Annotated in this window: 19 protein-coding genes; 6 read left to right on the forward strand and 13 right to left on the reverse strand. The window is 42.4% G+C overall.

Features of this window, described 5'->3' with window-relative positions:
* Positions 1-457: 457 nt before the first annotated feature.
* The 3 genes from AB204_RS12275 to AB204_RS23790 are packed head-to-tail and all read right to left on the reverse strand — an operon-like array spanning position 458 to position 3,403.
* Complete coding sequence (locus AB204_RS12275; RefSeq protein ID WP_047963661.1) at positions 458-2,872, reverse strand: primase-like DNA-binding domain-containing protein; 2,415 nt, start codon at positions 2,870-2,872, stop codon at positions 458-460.
* Between the two features lie 2 nt (positions 2,873-2,874).
* On the reverse strand, positions 2,875-3,285 hold the full coding sequence (locus AB204_RS22395) for a hypothetical protein (protein ID WP_152671537.1): 411 nt from the start codon (positions 3,283-3,285) through the stop codon (positions 2,875-2,877).
* Entirely contained in the window at positions 3,275-3,403 is a 129-nt protein-coding gene (locus AB204_RS23790; RefSeq protein WP_268802293.1) for a hypothetical protein, read from the reverse strand. Before AB204_RS23790 ends, AB204_RS22395 begins: the two co-directional genes overlap by 11 nt.
* A 136-nt stretch (positions 3,404-3,539) precedes the next feature.
* On the opposite strand from AB204_RS23790, the gene AB204_RS12285 reads away from it, so the two are divergent.
* Entirely contained in the window at positions 3,540-3,722 is a 183-nt protein-coding gene (locus tag AB204_RS12285; RefSeq protein ID WP_047963662.1) for a YlcI/YnfO family protein, read from the forward strand.
* A gap of 194 nt (positions 3,723-3,916) precedes the next feature.
* Here the strand turns inward: AB204_RS12285 and AB204_RS12290 are convergent, their stop codons facing one another.
* The gene (locus tag AB204_RS12290) at positions 3,917-4,201 is read right to left on the reverse strand and encodes a helix-turn-helix transcriptional regulator (protein ID WP_038262390.1); all 285 of its coding nucleotides are present in this window, start codon (positions 4,199-4,201) and stop codon (positions 3,917-3,919) included.
* 122 nt (positions 4,202-4,323) lie between these two features.
* Positions 4,324-5,541, reverse strand: a complete 1,218-nt coding sequence (locus AB204_RS12295) for a tyrosine-type recombinase/integrase (protein ID WP_047963663.1) — start codon at positions 5,539-5,541, stop codon at positions 4,324-4,326.
* A 267-nt stretch (positions 5,542-5,808) separates the two neighbouring features.
* Between AB204_RS12295 and AB204_RS12300 the strand changes: the two genes are divergently transcribed.
* Positions 5,809-6,792, forward strand: a complete 984-nt coding sequence (locus AB204_RS12300) for a quinone oxidoreductase (RefSeq protein ID WP_047963664.1) — start codon at positions 5,809-5,811, stop codon at positions 6,790-6,792.
* Positions 6,793-6,816: 24 nt separating this feature from the next.
* On the opposite strand, the gene dusA is transcribed toward AB204_RS12300, so the two are convergent.
* The 3 genes from dusA to AB204_RS12315 form a co-directional block, all read right to left on the reverse strand.
* Positions 6,817-7,791 carry a tRNA dihydrouridine(20/20a) synthase DusA gene (dusA, locus tag AB204_RS12305; protein WP_047963665.1) on the reverse strand — a complete coding sequence of 325 codons (975 nt, stop codon included), beginning with the start codon at positions 7,789-7,791 and terminating at the stop codon, positions 6,817-6,819.
* A 185-nt stretch (positions 7,792-7,976) separates the two neighbouring features.
* Positions 7,977-8,993 carry a PDDEXK family nuclease gene (locus tag AB204_RS12310; RefSeq protein ID WP_047963666.1) on the reverse strand — a complete coding sequence of 339 codons (1,017 nt, stop codon included), beginning with the start codon at positions 8,991-8,993 and terminating at the stop codon, positions 7,977-7,979.
* 391 nt (positions 8,994-9,384) lie between these two features.
* A complete protein-coding gene (locus AB204_RS12315; protein WP_047963667.1) occupies positions 9,385-10,533 on the reverse strand; it encodes a DUF1266 domain-containing protein in 1,149 nt (382 codons plus the stop codon).
* Between the two features lie 467 nt (positions 10,534-11,000).
* On the opposite strand from AB204_RS12315, the gene zur reads away from it, so the two are divergent.
* Positions 11,001-11,513, forward strand: a complete 513-nt coding sequence (zur, locus tag AB204_RS12320) for a zinc uptake transcriptional repressor Zur (protein WP_047963668.1) — start codon at positions 11,001-11,003, stop codon at positions 11,511-11,513.
* A 149-nt stretch (positions 11,514-11,662) separates the two neighbouring features.
* Here the strand turns inward: zur and lexA are convergent, their stop codons facing one another.
* Together lexA and AB204_RS12330 are read right to left on the reverse strand one after the other, a co-directional pair.
* The gene (gene lexA / locus AB204_RS12325) at positions 11,663-12,280 is read right to left on the reverse strand and encodes a transcriptional repressor LexA (protein ID WP_047963669.1); all 618 of its coding nucleotides are present in this window, start codon (positions 12,278-12,280) and stop codon (positions 11,663-11,665) included.
* A gap of 118 nt (positions 12,281-12,398) precedes the next feature.
* On the reverse strand, positions 12,399-12,770 hold the full coding sequence (locus AB204_RS12330; RefSeq protein ID WP_047963677.1) for a diacylglycerol kinase: 372 nt from the start codon (positions 12,768-12,770) through the stop codon (positions 12,399-12,401).
* A gap of 137 nt (positions 12,771-12,907) precedes the next feature.
* On the opposite strand from AB204_RS12330, the gene plsB reads away from it, so the two are divergent.
* Entirely contained in the window at positions 12,908-15,388 is a 2,481-nt protein-coding gene (gene plsB / locus AB204_RS12335) for a glycerol-3-phosphate 1-O-acyltransferase PlsB (protein ID WP_047963670.1), read from the forward strand.
* A gap of 53 nt (positions 15,389-15,441) precedes the next feature.
* Here plsB and ubiA read toward each other — a convergent pair whose 3' ends face one another.
* From ubiA to pgi, 3 genes are all read right to left on the reverse strand, one after another.
* The gene (gene ubiA / locus AB204_RS12340; protein ID WP_047963671.1) at positions 15,442-16,296 is read right to left on the reverse strand and encodes a 4-hydroxybenzoate octaprenyltransferase; all 855 of its coding nucleotides are present in this window, start codon (positions 16,294-16,296) and stop codon (positions 15,442-15,444) included.
* A 13-nt stretch (positions 16,297-16,309) separates the two neighbouring features.
* Entirely contained in the window at positions 16,310-16,837 is a 528-nt protein-coding gene (gene ubiC / locus AB204_RS12345) for a chorismate lyase (protein ID WP_047963672.1), read from the reverse strand.
* A gap of 182 nt (positions 16,838-17,019) precedes the next feature.
* Positions 17,020-18,666: a glucose-6-phosphate isomerase gene (pgi, locus tag AB204_RS12350; RefSeq protein ID WP_047963673.1), complete on the reverse strand. Its 1,647-nt coding sequence runs from the start codon at positions 18,664-18,666 to the stop codon at positions 17,020-17,022.
* A 265-nt stretch (positions 18,667-18,931) separates the two neighbouring features.
* Between pgi and lysC the strand changes: the two genes are divergently transcribed.
* Both lysC and AB204_RS12360 read left to right on the forward strand, forming a co-directional pair.
* On the forward strand, positions 18,932-20,305 hold the full coding sequence (lysC, locus tag AB204_RS12355) for a lysine-sensitive aspartokinase 3 (RefSeq protein WP_047963674.1): 1,374 nt from the start codon (positions 18,932-18,934) through the stop codon (positions 20,303-20,305).
* A gap of 427 nt (positions 20,306-20,732) precedes the next feature.
* Positions 20,733-21,329: a glutathione S-transferase family protein gene (locus tag AB204_RS12360; RefSeq protein WP_047963675.1), complete on the forward strand. Its 597-nt coding sequence runs from the start codon at positions 20,733-20,735 to the stop codon at positions 21,327-21,329.
* The last annotated feature ends 220 nt before the right edge of the window (positions 21,330-21,549 follow it).

Consider the following 21,549-nt stretch of genomic DNA (forward strand, 5'->3'; position numbering starts at 1 on the left):
ATATATTACATTGAGTATTTTTAATAATTATCATATGAAATAATATCTTTTCAGATAGTTCTTAAGAAGTTATTTAAGCTGATAATTTTAATTATGTGTTGATGTATATCAAGACATAAAAGTATTTTTATGTGCTAATTATTCTCCTAAACAATAACAATGCTCACTTAAAATTAGGAAATTTAGTCTTCCTACCAGAAATATCTCCTATAAATCTTTTTCCCCCTCTCAGTTATGCACCCTCTGCACAATTCCCTGAAAGCCTTGCTACATCTGGGTTTGTGGCAATTAATATGATATTCATTAACTGTAACCCCTATTCACCTCTTTTTTACTCTAATGAAGAGAATGTATATTTGATGTATAGCTAAAAAATAACTATACATCTATTATTTTCTTTTAAATACAGATAGATATTTAAAAAGGTGTATGGAATGCAGACTAAAACCTAAAAAGTTTATAGAGGGGATTTAAAGTCCCTGCATTCAGGTACAGAGGGCAACCACTCTTCGGCTTCTTCTGACAACTCAACGTTATAAGAGTAGCCTTTCTTGGTTCGTACTTTCCGATACTCCTTTTTGTATTCCAGCATAATTTTAGGTAGCGATTCACCAAACTTGGTCAGTGTGAGCGGGCGTTCAAAACCGTGCGCTTCCATAAAAGAAAGATAAGCATGATACAGGTACAATCTCGGTGCGCGTGGGCTGATATTCTTATTACCCATCTTCATCCCAGTTGCATCATTGACAGTCACCAGATAACTGCAAAAGCGATATAACGGATCTGAATTACTTTTTACCGTTAATGCTTCATTAGAATCGCGTTGCGCCTGTAGCAGCTTTTTAGCCTTATTCTGGTCGGCAAATTCCGTTAATAAGTGGCGGATAATCACAGGCAGTTCCCGGCTGATTTTCTCCGGCAAGTGCGGATCTTTCTCTGACTCTTTGACTGGGATATTAAACGGGAATATCACCCGCCGTCGCGCAATGCCACCATTGCGTTCTGTAAAGCTCATCGGTTCATTATTGGTGGCTAATACAACCGCTTTGATTACTGTAGAAAATTGTTTTTCGTATTTCCCATCGACTTCGATTAAGTCGCCGCCTGTAATGGCTTTTATGCCAGCACCTTCACCAACATATTTAACCTGATCGGGCAACGTAATCAGGCTTTTTCCGACAAACTGATAACGGCCTCTCGCTTCATCCAGCGCTCTCATATTGCCACTGGCGGTATTGTGCTTGCCTGCCAATAAGGTCGCTATATAGGTAAAGATGCTTTTACCGCTGCCGCCTTCACCTGTCACTTCAATAAATAGCTGCCAGTCATAACGGTTTGCCAGAATCATAAACAAGGCCGCTTTGATGCGATTCATTTTGTGCTCATTGCTCCCCGCCGCATGGGATAGCCAGCGGTAAAAATCAGGTGCGTGATCTGTCAGGTTTTCACCCATCACAGGCGGCGTAAATGCAATGCCATTATGATTGATTAGCCAATGTTCCGGCTGGTGCGGGGTAAATTTTTGTGTCGATAAATCATACACACCATTACGAAACCCGATTAAATCCTGCCGCTGTTCGCCAATAACTGGCACTTGTAATTTCATGGCACAGATAGCGTTATTGATCCCGTTCGGACTGTAAGGCGTTTCGTGCTGGTCGAAGATGGCAACCATTGCGCGGCGCAGCGCGTTATCCGACACGGCTTCCCATGTCGTGCCGTTATAGTGATAAACCATTTCACTATCAGGATCTACCGCCACGTTGCCATAGCGTTCAACTAACAACGCCCCGCGCTGACTGGCTGCCATTTGTGCCAGATTATTGCTGGCTTTTTTGGGCTTCTCTTCTTGGATCACTACCGCTGCTGTTTCCACTAGTCTTTTCTCCCCTACCTGATATAACCCGTGGCTGAATGCCTGCTTTGCTGCCTCAATGCCGTTCTGCTGGCGATAATCGTCCCAGTCGGCTTTAAATTCTGTAGGCGGAAGCGTTACCCATCCCCCAATAGATTGAGCGGCTTTTTCTGCGGCAATTTTGCCGACGTTCTTTTTTAGCCTGCCGTTTTTGTCCCGTTCGTCTGGCTCGTGCCAGTCATTATCAGCGGCAATGATGACTTTCGCGTCTGGCCATCGTTCTCTGACCATCTTGCCAATGGTGAGTAAATTGCTTTCATCAATCGCCGCCAGTACTATGCTCTCATGCAATTGGCTGACGGTTAAAGCTGTGGCGTAGCCCTCAGTAATGATGAATGTATCCGGCGTTTCGGTAATCTCAGATACGGGGATAAAACTTCCTTTTTTCTGAGTACCGGAAACAAGGCGTTTTTCACCATTCGGTTTAATGGTCTGTGCGCCTGTTATCGTGCCATCCAGCATCTGAGTGACCAGCAACAAAGAGCCATCTTTCAGCAATCGCTGATTGGGGCATTGCAGCCCCTTTTTCACCAGATATTGAGATTCGCCCTTAACAACCGTGGCAACCAGTGCCGCGATGCGTTCAGCAATCGGCTTGGCTGCTCGCGGTTGTTCTTTGACGGTTTGGGGTTCGGGCAAAGGCATTACCAACACATCCGCCACCAACTTAGCCGCTGCATAAACCGTGATCCCCTTGGTTCTCGCTACTAAATCCAGCCCATCACCATGATTCGGCTCATCGCACTGGCGACAATGCCAATCGCCGTTATGGTTATCATCGATAAAATGAAAGCGATCAGTACCGCCGCATATCGGGCAAGCGCCATGCTTACCCTTTAACGGAACATCAATACCGCAGGCGGGCAACAACAATTGCCAGTGATTAGCGGCGGATTGCTTCACCGCTCGGATAACATCTAACGGGCGGCTTTTAGCATTATGATTTCCCTGACTCATGATCACTCGTCCTCGCCATTCACTACCGCATAAAGCGCGTGATAAACCTCGTGATTAATATCACAGGCCAGTGAAAGCAAATCGTGTAACTCTTCCGAACAGTGTTGACTAGCCTGTTCAAGAATCACCTCATATAAAGAGGTGCATAAACCTGCACGAAACGAAGATTGCCCTAACGGATCTCTTTCCCGGCGTATAAGGCAATTGACTAATTTATTCACCGGGTTCTGTGGGACATGTTTCGACAAGTCGCGATAAACCTCCTGATGAATGCCGTGCGCCAGCGCAATCAGGTTATTTAAGTTGGTTTCGCAGCGTTCATCGTTGGCTTTTTTGGTAATGTAAGTGAAAAGTGAAATTCCCAGACTAGCACGATATAGCGCTTGTTTTAGTGAGATAGGTTTATTGCTCATGGTATGCCCCCTGATGAGAAACAAATATCAGAGAAGGCAGTCCAGCCAGCGGCTGAATGCCGGATGCAATTAGGAGTGTAAATTTTGGGCGAGTTTGGTTAGACTGTGTGTCAGCCATAATCGTTACCTCTATTAACGGTTTGGTTAGATGCCTCGTCAGTGTTCCACCACTACGGGGCATTGCTTTTTTATGGTGCTCATCTTTATAATGGTTCGCACCACTGTTTAATAAACTACCATAATGGTTCGAACCAATGCAAGATGAAAAAAACAAAAAACCATATGAGCGAAATAACAGCACACGTCGAACAATTCGCTTTGAAGATGATCTGCTTGAGCAAATTGAAGAGGTAGCTGATAAAGGTAATTTCAGCTCATGGGTTAAAGATGCCTGCCGTGAAAAACTCCTGACTTTAGGAATAAAACCTAAAATCTGAACCAACCAATAATAGCTTTGATTGTCAAGTAACCCTCTTAAAGAGGGTTGTTTCTCAAATTGATGGCTGCTGAATCTCAAATAATCTCTGTAGCTAACATCTACCATTAACACCAATTCCCCAAATTAAACTGTTTTTAGGATGAGTTTGTCCGCTGCCAATTAAGGCAGTTAATTTTTTCATCACACTATTCTTTAATTGGCAGGTTTACGGCTATATGGATTATTTATATTTTCTACTGTAGGCGGATTACGTACCCAATGAAGCAGATCACTGAGTAACCAAGCACAAGAATTGCGGCCTAATGGCTTACGGGCAGGAAAACGACCTTCATTTTCCAGTTTCCATGCTGATGTTCTGGAAATAGAGGTAATATGCTGGCGTTCCTTTTCACGAATAAGACGATCATAGGGTTCGCCATACTCAGAAAGAATTGAGCGGCGTTCTTCAGGTGTAGGAGTGCTATATTGAATGGTCATGTTACCCTCACTGTTTAATTGTTTTTGTGAGGGTATTTTACTTAAAAGAAATCATTACAGAAGAAATCAACTTTGTTGTGTATATATTACAATTTCTCTATTTATCATCAAATCAATACCCATTACTGAGCTGCCTTTAATATAACTACATTCTCATAATTACCCGCCAATATATCCAGTCTTTCACACCACGTGTTTAAAGCGTCTAGCTTCTCTGGTAGGTATTGACTCTTGTTGTATATCGCCATGATGCCCGGCAAAGCATGGCCTAACAGTTGCTCAACTACATGTGGTGCTATACCCATATCATTCATTTTAGTTGCAAACGTTCGCCTTAAATCATGCAAAGACCATTCCTCATCATGCTCTAATTTTTTCCATATTTTTCTGCCATATTGGGCGACAGCTTCAAGTTTTTTAACTTCACCTAATAGATAACCACTTTTATGGTTTTGGTGAATAATATTCACTAAAAATGGTTTCATATATTCCGGTATTGGACGAATGATTTTCTCACCTGTCTTGCTATTTTCTTTTGGGACAGTCCATAACATGGAATTAAAATTCCATTCTGAGCATTTCGATAACCTGACCTCTCGCGTCCGACAACCAAAGACAACCAAAATTTTCAATAAATTATTATAATAAGGTAGGTAAATATCTGTATTTATGGATTCCCATAATTGACCAAGCTCATTATCTTCTAAATATCGATGGCCTTTATTTTGTTTTTTTCCAACATCCTGAATGGTTAAATCATCCAATACATGGCTAACTGCATACCTTCTTACCCGGCAAAATTTTAGAGCTTGCTTGCACAATTGAAATACAGAGCCAGCAGCCACCGGAGCTTTCTTTTTCATCCTATCAAAGCATTGCAGCCAATATATTGTTTCGCAGTCAGATAATGCCATTTCACCAATATAAGGATAAATATGTTTTTCTAATTGAAGAATGAGGGTATCAATATTGACTCGATTTTCTCTGCCGTAGTGCTCTATCCAATATTCGATAGCGTCTTTTACAGTGACTGGTTTTAATGATTCCTGCATCACTAAGTTAAATTGGAGCTTGGGATCTTTACCGGATGCCAACCAGTTACGGCATTTATCCCGCGTTTCACGAGCTTGTTTGAGTGGCATATCAGGATAACGCCCAATGGTAAGGCGGTTTAACTTCTTGCCATCAAGCCGATAGGTAAAAACCCAACTAATACCACCAACTTTAGATGCTTTGGCACTCAGTCCAGCACCATCGGCAAAAAATTCAATATTGTCCCTTTCTTTTCCGTGTAGGGTTTTGAGTTTTTTGTCACTGAGCTTGTTTAGTTCGGTAGCCATGATCACCCAAAGTATTTATACAAATGTTTATACATATTGTGCTGTAAAAATGAATAAACGTCAATAAACACTGAAACAATATACAGGTGAATAAATTATTAATTATTTGATTTTTATATAAAAATAATAATAATGGACAAACTTCAAAACACAAAGTAAATATATATAGTCTGTAATGATTTCAGATACATTTACGCTGTTTGCAGCAGTTTCATTGCAAACGTGCGAGGCCGTTTCCAATATTTCTAACATAATGAGAGAGTTACCATGGCAAAACACATCGAATTTTCCGCCACTGGCGGCCCAGAAGTACTCCGATATTGTGAATTTACGCCTGTTGACCCTGCATCTGATGAAGTTCAAGTCGAAAATAAAGCCATCGGGATTAACTACATTGACACCTATGTACGTAGCGGGCTATATCCACCAGCCAGTTTGCCCAGCGGGCTGGGAACAGAAGCCGCAGGTATTGTCACTAAAGTGGGTTCAAATGTGGCATCCATTAAAGTTGGTGATCGTGTCGTTTATGCCCAATCTGCCGTTGGTGCTTACAGTGAAGTACACAATGTACCTGAAAGCAAATTAGCGCTGTTACCGGATGAGATTTCATTTGAACAAGCTGCTGCATCTTTTTTAAAAGGTTTAACCGTTTACTATCTGTTCAATCTGACTCATAAGATCCAAGCGGGAGAAACATTTCTGTTTCATGCCGCAGCCGGCGGTGTTGGTTTAATTGCCTGCCAATGGGCAAAAGCACTGGGCGCAAAATTGATTGGAACAGTGGGTTCAGACGAAAAAGCATCGCTTGCCAAAGCCGCTGGGGCATGGCAGACCATCAACTATCATCGCGAGAATATTGTGGAACGTGTCTTGGATATCACTGGCGGGGAAAAGGTTGGCGTAGTATATGATTCTGTCGGCAAGGAGACATGGCTGGATTCATTGGATTGCCTGAAACGGCAAGGTTTGATGGTCAGCTTCGGTAATGCTTCAGGGCCAGTGACAGGCGTGAATTTGGGGATCCTCAATCAGAAAGGTTCACTGTTTCTTACCCGCCCTTCTCTTAATGGCTATATCACGACGCGCGAAGAGTTGGCAGAAGCCAGCAAAACGCTGTTTGATCTCATTGCCAGCGGCAAAATCAATATGGATATACCGGAAAACCAGCAATTTCCACTGAGCGAAGCCGTAAGAGCACACCAGATGCTGGAAAGCCGTGCCACCCACGGTTCCAGCTTGTTGATCCCATAATTTCAAACAAAATATCAGAGCGGATCACATCCGCTCTGTCACCATTTCCAGTGCTTTTTCAACAATCATAATATCAGCACCAGATTTATGGGCATTTTCACTCAAGTAGCGTCGCCATTGACGAGCACCGGGAATGCCTTGGAAAATCCCTAAAATATGGCGGGTGATATGCCCTAAATAGGCTCCTTTTGACAATTCCTGTTCGATATAAGGATAAAGCGCCTTAACTGCATCAACTGTATTCGTCACGGGGGCGGTTTGATCAAACAATTCACGGTCTACGTTCGCCAGAATAGATGGATTTTGGTAGGCTTCTCGCCCAATCATCACACCATCCACATGCTGCAAATGCTGCTTCGCTTCTTCCAATGACTTAATGCCACCGTTAATGGAAAGGGTCAGTTGTGGGAAATCTTTCTTCAATTGATAAACTCGTGGATAATCCAGAGGCGGAATTTCGCGGTTTTCTTTTGGACTCAGTCCAGATAACCACGCCTTGCGCGCATGGATCACAAAATTGTCGCAATCGCTGTTTTTCACGACAGTATCGATAAAATCGCACAAAAATTCGTAACTATCCTGTTCATCAATTCCGATGCGGGTTTTAACCGTAATCGGAATATCCACCACATCCTGCATCGCTTTGACACAATCGGCCACCAGCGCTGCTTCTCCCATCAGGCACGCTCCAAAACGACCATTCTGCACACGATCAGAAGGGCAACCAACATTCAAATTGATTTCATCGTAACCCCGCTCTTGCGCAATTTTGGCACAGTGCGCCAAGGCGTGAGGTTCACTGCCACCCAATTGCAATGCCAGTGGATGTTCTTGCTCGTTATAAGCCAGATAATCCCCTTTGCCATGAATAATCGCGCCTGTTGTCACCATTTCGGTGTAAAGCAGCGCTTCCTTACTTAATAGACGATGGAAGTAACGGCAATGACGGTCAGTCCAGTCGAGCATGGGTGCAACGGAAAAGCGGGATGATGGGTGCATATCATAAACCTCATTTAAAAATCAAACAGATAGCGCCGATACCGCCGCTTTATATTCTGGTCTATTTCGACTTATTTAGCCATTAGGAGATATTTAGGGGGAGCACAAACTTCCCCCAGATATCCAAGGCGGGCAATTATACAGAGCGGGAAGGATAGCTTCAAACTCAGCCAAGTTTAACCGAATTAATCCCACTCAAAGCGTAGTGCTGAGAATGCTTCTTGAATTTCATTGATAAATCGGTTCGTACTAGAAAGGCTCCAATTCCGAGCGATGTAATATCCTTCATCTTGGTAAACAAACTCAGGTTTTGACTGAGTACGATATTTTTTGTATTTATCTTCAGTACCTTTGATTTCTTCGAATTTCTTCAGTAACTGAAACGAACACGTTTTATTATACCGGAGGAAGTAAAAAACCGGCTCACTGATGAGCTTATGCTCCTCAAGTGCTTTAACCGTATAGAAACCAATGTCTGACTTACGGAATTTTTGCTGATAACGTTCTCCATTGACATACAAAGTCAACGATGAGTGATCTTTTTCGCTATTGCGGGCCGCTCTCTCTTCTCGCTTTTTATGACGTACTTCTATCTGGTAATCCATCTCTTCAGGAAGGGGAATAATTTGCTCAACATTCAATAAGAGTTTTTCACCAACTCGAAAAGGTTGAAGACGAACACAAGTAATGTCCAGACCCATATCATTCATCCACAAAACTGATGTGGTGATTTCTTTAGAAAAGTTACGAGCAGCTAAGACAATACGTGTCTCTTTAGCAAAATCACCTTGTTGTGGCGAGTCCCACCCCAGAAAGTCCAATATCGAACTTTCAGCATCAATATCTTGCCTCATTCGATTTAAAAAGTCCCTGTAAGCACTAACTACTTGCTCCCAAGTCAGATTCGCAACCATAGCAGCATAACGTATCGCTTGGAGTTCCATATGGCCACCATCATCATCCCGCTTTAGCTCTATAACGACAAGATTTGCTGACTTATCAATACCGAGTAAATCAAGACGACGATTAGAATCCACAAAATGGCTATATTCTTCTGCGATCACCAATGTATCAGGGCTAATAGCTTCAATATTTAATTTTAAGAGGCGCTGAATGTCTTCCCGTTCCTTCAACTTTTCTGCCTCAAATGAAGTCATTTCAACTTTTATCAACGAATCCTCTGTTAACTCATATATTGTCATTTAAGTTCCCTTATCCCCACTCAATATATCAAAAATGACCCGATTAAATTGCTGTGTATTTTCTGGGTCATCTAACAAATCAATAAATTCATCAACATTAAAATGCTCAAACATTTCACACGTATCTCTGCTTCCTTTTAATACACTTCCCAAACAACGGAGTAACATGCATGGTAAGATCACTCGCCTATATTGAAATTGTTTGAAGTCACCACGAAGTCGTTCAGCAACTGATCAGATGAAGGCAGCAGTTTAAGAAAAGTTTGAATTAGTTATATACAGTACATAAATCTGAGCAAATTTCCTTAACTACCAATGAAGGTCACGAATCTTTGATTCCTTTTGCAATATAGAGTAACTGCCTATCTAAGCAGGCGATCAATGTAACTATTCAATGCAAAATGCGAATTTCAGTATGGTTACTATCTTCATCGATTATTTCATCGTTGATCGGGTCTTCCATCTGATCTTGTAATATAGAATTTACGACATCAGCAAAACCATCTTTCATATATTGTTCCATGAAGATGCCTTTCGGATCTGGCCAAGGTAGTTGCGCTATAGGCCAATCACAATATTCTTTATAAAACCGGAATTCTTTTAAACGCCCTTTTACCGTGTCAAAATCCCGGCTCCAATAAGCGTTACCTAACCGATAATTAGTGTAAAACGCATCAAAGCTGCCAAAAACTTCATAAACATAATCTGCGGTTTTCAGTATATTTATCCACGCTGTTTCTTCACTGATATAACCCGCAGAAAAACAGTTCCGGCTCAAAACGATTGCCCGCCAGAGATCAAATCCCCAAAGCAAAGCGGGAGGACGCCCATCAATTGACCGAGAGCATTGTTGTACATACTCTGGTGGTTCTTCAATCAGACTGCCCAGTACCGTAAACATTTCTCCATCGGTAAAAACCGCATCAGCAGCAAAACGTTCTGAGTGCATTCCTGCCCATAATTCATGCAATATTTTCCAATAATCTTTTTCATCAAGAATACCCCAATTTTGGTAAACTTGAGATTGGTGAGGTTCTGCATCAGACAAAGGCAGAATACGATATTGATAGTTATCGTGAGCAACTCGACTTTTCAGAGGATAATGCTCTAACGTTTCTGTCCAAAAACCATCGTAATAACAACTTACTACATGCAAACGCAATGCCTGACGTTTTTCTTCCGGCAAAACAGCACATTTTGCTTGCGAGTAATAACGTTTCTGCTCAGTAATAGGCAGGTTTTTGAGGCATCGGAAACTATAAATAGAGAGAAATACGCCGATTAGGCTTAAACCAATCAATACAGCCCAAAGTATATAACCCATGAAAGGTGTGTTACTGGCACTGAAAATCAATCCCGTTATCCCTATCGATAACCCACTCAGTAACAGTGTTGCAATCCAAAGTATACTTAAGCCAACTGCCTGAATAGGTTTAAGAAACTTCATTCCTTTTCTTTCTTTGAGGATTGCTTTGACTATCCTAAAACCATCAACAGGAAATCTTCTATTCTTCGGGTGATTTTGTAGTAACTCTTTCATTTTTAATCCATTAATCTGTATTTTATGATACTGAAATTTATTTCCGTCCTAAATGGAATTATTGGAGCAATGGTCACTTATTGTCTTGTTCACTATAATTTATCTCTATTGGTAATAATATGAGAATATTATTTTCTTTATTGACTATAACTATAGTTATATTGAAATAATGAATTGTTAATTCCATATCATCACTCTTATTTACCAATTTGATTATTTATATTATCCCTTATTTTCACTTTTATTTTTTCCGTTTTTTAGCCCATTTTATTGTTCTTATCCGCCGATTGATTTTCAATCTGCATATTATTTAATTGGTAAAGGCATGTCACATAATGCCAAGATAGCCAGCCGCCTTATGTATATCAGGCGCCAGAAAAGCGCTAATCATTGCGTGGAGTCCACTCTCAGGCCAAAAAACATGGTAACATTAAAGTCATTAGCATCGTGTAGGTGTGAGAGGTGTAATGAAAACTATCAATCAAAAAAAGTTGCTGGCACAGGCTGAGGCAATCTGTCTGTCAAGAGGGGTTCGTTTGACACCTCAACGCCTTGAAATTCTTCGTCTAATCGCTGAACAGCCCAGCGCAATAAGTGCCTATGATTTACTGGATTTGCTGCGTGAAGTCGAACCACAAGCCAAACCGCCAACGGTTTATCGTGGTTTAGAATTTCTATTGGAACAAGGTTTTATTCACAAAATAGAATCCACAAACAGTTATGTTCTCTGCCATCATTTTGAGGAACCCAGCCATACCTCAGCGATGTTTATCTGTGAAGACTGTGGCTCCGTAACTGAAAAAGACGCGAAAGATATTGAATCCACTATTCAGCAGCTAGCACAAGGCACGGGGTTTCATTTACGAAATAGTGTGATAGAAGTGCATGGTTTGTGCTCTTCTTGCTATGAAATCGATTCCTGCACAGAACGAGATACATGCGAGCACAATCATTCAATTACAGAGAATAAAAAGAAATAAGGTGATAATGTTTAAAACCTGATTAAACGGTGAGGCGGTCATGGCTAATGCACTCACATATCCTCATGTCACCGCTTAATCTACGTTTAACGGGAACCGGGAAAAATGACCGCCTCAGAATGGCAAAGTGCAATTATCCGTTTTTACGCTCAGAACCAGTCTCCGCTACGAATAACACCTACTGCCAATCCTTCAATAGTGAAGCTCTGTTCACTCAAATCTACAACAATCGGTTTGAATTCTGGATTTTCAGCAATCAGTTCAATTCTGTTCCCAGTTTGTTTAAGACGTTTTACTGTGACCTCATCTTCAATACGCGCCACAATAACTTGCCCATTATGAACATCCTGTGTCTTATGAACAGCCAGTAAATCTCCGTCCATAATACCGATGTCTTTCATGGACATTCCACTGACACGTAACAAAAAATCAGCACTTGGTTTGAATAATTCAGGATCAACCTTATAGTGACTTTCGATATGTTCCTGAGCCAGCAGTGGTTCGCCGGCAGCAACACGACCGATTAGCGGTAATCCCGCACCTTCACCTTGCTCTTCGAGAAGCAAACGGATACCTCTGGATGCACCAGCGATAATCTCTATCACCCCTTTACGTGCCAGAGCCTTTAAATGCTCTTCTGCCGCGTTAGGTGAACGAAAACCTAGACGTGCCGCGATTTCAGCACGTGTTGGTGGCATACCCGTTTGCGAAATATGGTCACGCACCAAGTTATAGACTTGCTGCTGTCTGGCAGTTAATGCTTTCATTTCGCCCCCTGTTTGTTTATACAGTCAGACTGTGAGTATATACAGGTAAATTAGAATTGGGAACCTGCTAGCATGTAAAAGCAACTAAATAACGTATTTTGATGAAAAACACATTATGTCAGCGCATGAAATGCGACCAAAGAATTGTTCCCCAAGTAAACAGCGCAAGAATTATGGTTAGCAATACAGCCGCTGATCCCATATCTTTCGCTCGACCCGATAATTCATGGTATTCACTACCAATACGATCCACGACGGCTTCTATGGCGCTGTTAAGGATCTCAACAATGATGACAAGCATGGCAGAACCGATCAGCAGGAGCCTCTCAATTAAGCTAATATCTAAAGAAAATGCGGTGATGATCGCAAATATGGCAGTCACTGCCTCCTGCCGAAATGCAGCTTCATTTTGCCAAGCAGCCTTAATTCCTTTCGCTGAATAGCCCGCAGCTTTGATGATGCGGATCAAACCTGTTGATTGATTTGCCATGATAATTTTCTTAAATGAGCTTAATGATTGTATGGTCATATAACTTTTAGTCCTTATTATTGTCTTATTTCCACAGATCTCAAAATCTGTTTCTGGTATCCTTGCGACGCGTTGCTAACAAGAGGCTTAAAGCAGTTATGTCAGGTTGGCGTAAAATATATTATAAGTTATTGAATTTACCACTAAAATTATTAGTAAAAAGTAAACTTATCCCTACGGATCCCATTGCTGAGCTGCGTCTTGATACGACACGGCCCATTTTGTATGTACTGCCGTACCATTCAAAAACAGACTTATTGACCCTGCGTCAACAATGTCTGGCGCAAGATCTGCCGGACCCGTTGAATCCTTTGGAAATTGGGGACACTCAGCTTCCTAGTTGTGTCTTTATTGATAACGGCCCACGTGTGTTCCGTTGTTATGCACCAAAACATGAATCTGTGAAAATCTTTCATTCTTATCTGGATCTGCATCGCAATAATCCTGATTTGAATATCCAGATGGTGCCAGTTTCCGTGATGTTTGGCCGTTCTCCCGGGCGTGAAGGACATGAAGGGAACACAGCACCGCAGTTACGTCTGCTAAATGGTGTGCAGAAGTTTTTTGCGATCCTGTGGCTTGGGCGGGATAGTTTTGTGCGTTTTTCTACGCCTGTTTCTTTACGCCGTATGGCTGACGAACACGGTGCGGATGATATCATTGCCAATAAACTCGCTCGTGTTGCGCGGATACACTATTCCCGTCAACGTCTCGCGGCTGTTGGGCCTCGTTTGCCTGCCAGACAAGATCTGTTCAATAAGTTATTGGCTTCAAAGGCGATAGAAAAAGCGATTGCTGATGAAGCACGCAGCAAGAAAATCTCTCCCGAAAAGGCGAAGCAGAATGCCATCAATATGTTGGAAGAGATTGCTGCGGATTTCTCCTATGAAACAGTGCGCTTGACCGACCGTGTGTTAAGTTGGACCTGGAACCGTTTGTATCAAGGCATTAATGTTCATAATGCCGAACGAATTCGCCGGTTGGCACAAGATGGCCATGAACTGGTTTATGTTCCATGCCATCGCAGCCATATGGATTACTTGCTGCTTTCTTATGTACTTTATCATCAAGGGCTGGTTCCCCCACACATTGCTGCGGGCATTAACTTGAATTTCTGGCCCGCCGGCCCGATATTCCGCCGTCTTGGTGCATTCTTTATCCGCCGTACATTTAAAGGCAATAAGCTCTATTCGACGATCTTCCGCGAATATCTCGGTGAATTATTCACCCGTGGTTATTCGGTTGAATACTTTGTCGAAGGTGGTCGTTCACGTACCGGGCGTCTGCTTGATCCGAAAACGGGTACACTCTCCATGACCTTGCAAGCGATGCTGCGTGGGGAATCCCGTCCAATCACGATTGTACCGATCTATATCGGTTATGAGCATGTGATGGAAGTGGCGACTTACGCCAAAGAGTTGCGGGGTGCCACCAAAGAAAAAGAAAGCTTTTTCCAGATGGTGAATGGCCTGCGCAAGCTGCGTAATTTGGGACAAGGTTATGTGAACTTTGGCGAACCGATCCCATTGGTACAGTACCTTAACCAACATGTTCCAGATTGGCGTGATTCCATTGACCCAATAGAATCCCAGCGCCCCACATGGCTGTCTCCAACAGTCAGCAAACTGGCTGATAATATTATGGTCAATATCAATAATGCCGCCGCCGCCAATGCTATCAATTTATGCACTACGGCATTGCTGTCGTCACGCCAGCGAGCACTTACTCGCAGGCAGCTTATTGAGCAGTTAGATTGTTATCTGCAATTGCTGAACAATGTGCCTTACACCAACGATATCACTGTACCGAACAAAACAGCGGAAGAGTTGTTGGATCATGCCTTGCTGATGGATAAGTTTGAAGTCGAGAAAGACAGTCTGGGGGATATCATTATCCTGCCACGCGAAAGCGCGGTATTGATGACTTATTATCGCAACAATATCCAGCACTTGTTGATCTTGCCATCCTTGATTACCAGCATTGTGATGCATCACCGTCGTATTAGTCGCAGTGAATTGCTCAGGCAGGTAGAGTTAATCTATCCGTTAATCAAGCAGGAACTTTTCATGCGTTACAGTAAGGAAACGCTTCCCCAAGTCGTCAATACCCTGATTGATGAACTGGCGCGTCAATGCCTTATCTGTAACAAAGAGCAAGGAATGTTGGTACTGAACCCTGCCCGCATTCGCCCACTGCAATTACTGGCGGCGGGTATCAGAGAAACATTGCAACGCTATGCAATTACGCTTTCTTTATTGAATGCCACCCCAGACATCAGTCGTGGTGTACTGGAAAAAGAGAGCCGGATGTTGGCACAGCGTTTATCAGTGCTGCATGGCATCAATGCACCAGAGTTCTTTGACAAGGCGGTTTTCGCCTGTTCAGTCAACACGCTACGCGAAGAAGGTTACATTCAAGAGAGTGGCGCTCAAAATAGTGGCACTATAGTTACAACCAACGCTCAGGCACTTTACCATGTGTTGAGCGAGTTGATGTCACCTGAAATTCGCCTGACAATTGAGAGCGTCAGTATGCCACCAGAGCAAAATGACCCTGAACAGGAAAAAGAGCCAGGATAATAGCGTTACACTGAGCATAAAACGATTAACGGGCGGTAATACCGCCCGTTATATTAGACATAGCTGAAAAAGACACCAAGGAATAAAATAAGGCCAACGTAGTTATTATTCATAAAAGCTTGAAAGCAAGACGCCCTTTCCCGGCCTGAGATCAGTTTTTGTTGATAAATAAACAACGCCGCTGCCAGCAATATCGTCCAGTAGTATATTCCCCCCAAATTCACTATATTGCCGATCAATACCAAAATACCCAACATAGCAAATTGCAGAATACCAATAATCAGTTTATCAAAGCGTCCAAAGAGCACAGCCGTCGATTTCACACCGATTTTTAGGTCATCATCACGATCAACCATCGCATACTGTGTATCATAAATTACTGACCAAATAACGTTGGCTAAAAATAACAGCCAACACTCCAAAGGTAAGGACTCACTTACTGCGGCAAACGCCATCGGAATTGACCAGCCGTAGGCAGCCCCTAACACAACTTGTGGCAGATGGCTGACACGTTTTACGAAAGGATAACTCCACGCCAGCGCCAAACCAACGAACGACAATGCAATCGTCATTTTATTCAGCGTAAGAACCAGCGCAAAAGAGATGAGCACCAGCGTGGCAAACAAGATTTTACTTTCTTTTTCGGTGATATCACCACTAGGCAAAGGACGAGATTTTGTCCGTTCTACAAACCCATCAAATTTTCTATCTGCGAAATCATTAATGCAGCATCCCGCAGCACGCATAGAAAACACACCGATAGTAAATACTAACAACACATGTAAATTTGGTATACCTTTTGCGGCGATCCACAATGCCCAATATGTTGGCCATATTAATAATAATACGCCAATGGGTTTATTGATACGCATTAAACGGCAATAGGCACGCCATTTATTTTGCGTCATACTGACCTCCAATCTATTTCTCCCCTTTTATTTTGTTTGTTTTATATACAGGCGATTCTGGCAGAAAAACCTCTGTGAGCAGCAGTGGCTTACCTGATAATCTCAATAACGAACGCCGCACCCAACGAGACTCTTGCCAGCCTATTTGAATATAATCCCGCGTCAGATTATTACCACTAAAAAGATAACGCCCGAGTGGAACGGTTCCTACATCAACCAATTTTCGATCCGGGCCAGTTAGTGTTTCTGCCGGAATAACAGTGCGACCTAAAAGCCACGGGATATTATCTCCATACAAGACAATCTCGCGTAACCAATATTTTTCGCTTACAGGTAAATGCTTACTTTCATCGTCTAATTCTTCTGCCGTGATGAAGCATTCCCGAGAAGGAGCAACAGATACCTGCTGACAGTGTTGTTCAAAGCGGCGCGTCATTGAGCCAACTTCTATCAGCCAGCTTAAAATATCGTCAGGAAGATCGGTTTCGTCTGCCGAAAACCAGTGGATAGGTGTTGAAGTTAATATTGTGTCATCTGCCATGTCATTTTCCCATTGCCGGGAATATCAGTTTCCCCGACAGCACAACGAATGGGGAATGAGGATATCATGTTGCAGACTAATAAAATAAAAAGTTGGGAACAATTTATAGAAATCATAAAAAACCTCCCTTCAATAACACTATATTATTGAGGGGAGGAAGAATGACATAAGAGGGAGTCAGATTATCGCCATTCTTTAAATCGGTTAATCAGGCCATTTGTAGAACTGTCATGGCTGTTCACCGCTTCTACATCGTGCAATTCAGGCAGAATACGATTCGCCAATTGTTTACCCAACTCTACGCCCCATTGATCAAATGAGAAAATATTCAGAATTGCGCCTTGAGCGAAAATTTTATGCTCATACATGGCAGTCAATGCGCCCAAACTAAATGGCGTAATTTCGCGCAATAAAATGGAGTTGGTCGGACGGTTTCCGTCAAATACTTTGAATGGTACAACATTCGCCACATCCTGGGCATTTTTTCCAGCCGCCGCAAATTCTGCTTCTACCTGAGCCTGTGTTTTGCCAAAGGCCAGCGCTTCAGTTTGAGCAAAGAAATTGGACAGCAGCTTGCTATGGTGGTCGCTAACCGGATTATGGCTAATTGCTGGCGCAATAAAATCACACGGGATCAGTTTGGTTCCCTGATGGATAAGTTGGTAGAAAGCGTGTTGACCATTAGTGCCCGGTTCACCCCAGATAATCGGCCCAGTCTGGTAATTGACCGGATTGCCATTACGATCGATGTACTTACCGTTTGATTCCATATTGCCTTGCTGGAAGTAAGCAGCAAAACGATGCATGTATTGATCGTATGGCAGAATCGCTTCAGTTTCTGCGCCAAAGAAATTGTTGTACCAAATGCCGATTAATGCCAACAAAACGGGAATGTTGTGTTCAAAGGCGGTCTGCTCAAAATGTTTATCCATCGCATGAGCGCCACTCAACAACTGTTCAAAATTTTCATAACCAATGGAAAGTACAATGGATAAGCCAATCGCAGACCAGAGCGAATAACGTCCCCCTACCCAATCCCAAAATTCAAACATGTTTTGTGGATCGATACCAAATTTACTGACTTCCTGTTCATTGGTTGATAATGCTGCAAAATGTTTGGCAACATGTGCTTCATCAATGGCGTTTTGCAAGAACCAATTACGCGCAGAATGGGCATTGGTCATCGTTTCTTGCGTGGTAAAAGTCTTGGAAGCAATCAGGAACAAGGTTGTTTCTGGATTCAAAGTTTTTAGTGTTTCAGCAATATGAGTTCCATCAACATTGGAAACAAAATGCATATTCAGGTGATTTTTATAGGCTTTCAGTGCTTCGGTTACCATATACGGGCCAAGATCGGAGCCACCAATACCAATATTCACCACATCAGTAATGGCTTTACCCGTATAACCTTTCCATTCACCACTGATGATACGCTCACTGAATGCTTTCATTTTTGCCAGCACCGCATTCACTTGCGGCATGACATCTTCCCCATCCACCATAATCGGGGTGTTGCTGCGGTTACGCAGGGCAATGTGCAGCACAGCGCGATCTTCTGTGCGATTGATTTTCTCGCCGGAGAACATACTGCGGATTGCGCTGCTCAAATCAGTTTCTTGTGCCAGTGCCTGTAATTTTTCTAGTGTTTCCGTAGTAATGCGGTTTTTGGAATAATCCACCAGAATCTGCTGATCAAATGTCGCAGAAAATGCCGTAAACCGTTCTTTATCCTGTTCAAACAGATCCCGCAAATGCACATTCTTCATTTGCTCAAAATGCTGCTGTAATGCTTTCCAGGCTTCAGTCTGGCTGGGGTTGATGTTTTTCATGGATGATACTCTCTATCAACTGTCAATAAACAATAGGAATGCACAGATTGTAACGGGTTAATTCTGTGATTAATCTCCCTTTCCTTGTAATTACTGATATTGGTCAAAATAGTCAGTGATTTCCAGCCCTAATTGTTGAGATAGGCAAAAACGATAATTTTATTTCCATCATGAAAATTATTTATGCTTAATTACCAAACATTGACTCAATGCGCCTAACCCGATATTTCTAAAAGCCTATTCTTCGAACAAAAGGTTATTATCCATGTGCGCTGTTTCATCTCCCAATTCGCAGTATGTTGTAGCAAAATTCGGTGGTACGAGTGTGGCTGACTTTGATGCCATGAATAACTGTGCCGATATTATTTTGGCAAACGCCAATGTTCGCGTGGTTGTTCTGTCAGCCTCCTCTGGCGTGACCAATTTGCTGGTTGCATTAGCGGCTGGCTGCGATAACGATAAACGGGAGAGTTACCTGAAACAGCTCCGTGACATTCAATATGCAATTATTGAGCGATTGAATGATGCGAACGTGATCCGCGAGGAAATTGATCGTCTGCTGGAAAATATTGAGATGCTGTCAGAAGCCGCGTCTCTTGCCACGTCAGAAGCACTGACTGATGAATTGGTTAGCCACGGTGAAATGATGTCCACCTTGCTGTTTGCCGAGCTGCTGCGCCAACGCAATACGGATGCAGAATGGTTTGATATCCGCCGGATCATGCGGACCAGTGCTCACTTTGGAAAGGCAGAACCAGATACCCTCCAACTCCATATTTTGGCAATAGAGCACCTTCATCCTCGCTTGAACAATACGATTGTCATCACTCAAGGTTTTATCGGCAGAGAGGAAAAAGGCCGTACAACTACGCTGGGACGGGGAGGCAGTGATTATACTGCCGCTTTGCTGGGCGAAGCGCTTGGATTACAACGCGTTGATATCTGGACAGATGTTCCGGGCATCTATACCACCGATCCCCGTATTGCCCCTACCGCTAAACGCATCAATACAATTGCTTTTGATGAAGCGGCAGAAATGGCGACATTTGGCGCCAAAATTCTCCATCCTGCCACATTGCTGCCGGCCGTTCGCTCCGGCATTCCGGTATTTGTCGGCTCCAGCAAAGATCCTCTCGCGGGCGGCACAGTGGTTTGTGATAAAACAGAAAATCCACCGCTGTTTCGTGCGTTGGCATTGCGCCGCAAACAAACTTTACTGACTCTGCATAGCCTGAAGATGTTACATGCACGAGGTTTTCTGGCAGAAGTCTTTACCCTGCTCTCGCGCCATAATATATCGGTGGATCTGATTACGACATCGGAAGTGAACATCGCCCTGACACTGGATACCACTGGATCCACCAGCACCAATGGTAGTTTATTGACGAATGCCTTACTGACTGAACTTTCCACGTTATGCTGTGTGGAAGTCGAAGAAAATATGGCATTGGTAGCAATTATCGGCAATGAGCTTTCGAAATCTAAGGGATTGGGAAAAGAAGTTTTTGGCGCTCTGGAATCCTTTAATATTCGGATGATTAGTGGTGGTGCAAGCAGTCATAATATCTGCCTGCTCGTTCCCGGCAAAGATGCGGAACAAGTGATTCAAACGTTACATCGGAGTTTGTTTGAAATATGACAAAGTAAATTGAACATGGCTCTAAAAACCCGCATAACGCGGGTTTTCTTTATTTTGCAAAAAGGATATTAAACCGAGCTTACGAATGTTTCGATAGTTCACGTCGGGTTCTGCTGCCAACACCGCCAAGTGCGCAGGCTCAGGGGAACCTCTTTCAGTGTTGTTAATGGGAGTAACAACTATGCTGACAGAGAGAGCCTCTTAGGGTTAGACCCATACGAGCCAATCAACAAGATCAGAGGAGCGGATTTCCTTTGCAGTTATTATGGGTCCTTGGTGATTTTCAGTTGCAATTAATGTGGGCCAAAAAACCGGATAAATGCGAGCACGGCTGTTTTTAATTGCGAGCCGTTATAAATATAGTCTTATTTGTATCTCAATTTTAGAATGTGTATGCTAGTTTTACATTTCCAATTATGGATCTCACATGAAAATATATACCTTCCCTAAAAGTCGCTCATTAAGAGTTTTATGGACATTAGAAGAGCTTGGCGTATCGTACGATACGATCAAAGTTGATTTACTTAACGATAGCCCTAGCGTTATATCTCCTCACTCTCGCGGGAAAGTCCCTTTTATGGTGGATGGCGATATATCGATAGAAGAAACATTATCTATATGTCTTTATTTATGCGAGAAATACCCAGAAAAAAGTTTTTATTCGTCTGATTTAAAAGAAAAATCAAGCATCAATTCTTGGCTTAGCTTTGCACTTACAGACTTAGAGTCTCCAATCTGGAATTTACTAAAACAACTGGTTTTTATCCCCGAAGAAAAACGCTCTTTAGAATTAGTTAATTACTTTAGAAAGGAATCCGAGAAAGTAATTAATCAATTGAAATTTGATAAGGGTCATGAGTGGATTACAGGTAATAACTTTACCTTAGCGGATATTTTTATGTCACATACGCTTCTTTGGGCTAAATTATGTGGTATCAGCATAAGTCCAGCTATCAACGATTATATCAATAGAGCAACTAACCGAGCATCGTATTTAAAGGCTCAAGAGAAAAATAGTCAGTAAACTTACAGAAGAAAAACCTGCCATTAATAGGTTTTTTAACATAACACTGTCTTATAAGAAATAAAAAATTACATTAAGTAGTTCCTAAGTTTAATCACTCAGGTATAGGATAGTTTAAATTTAACTTATGGAGATAATTTTTGTGAAGGATAGCGCTTCGTCAAATAATGAATTTACAGGATTTAATGCCTTTAACTTAATTTCTTGGATTGCTGTGATT

The organism is Xenorhabdus khoisanae (assembly GCF_001037465.1).
In the GTDB taxonomy this organism is placed as follows: domain Bacteria; phylum Pseudomonadota; class Gammaproteobacteria; order Enterobacterales; family Enterobacteriaceae; genus Xenorhabdus; species Xenorhabdus khoisanae.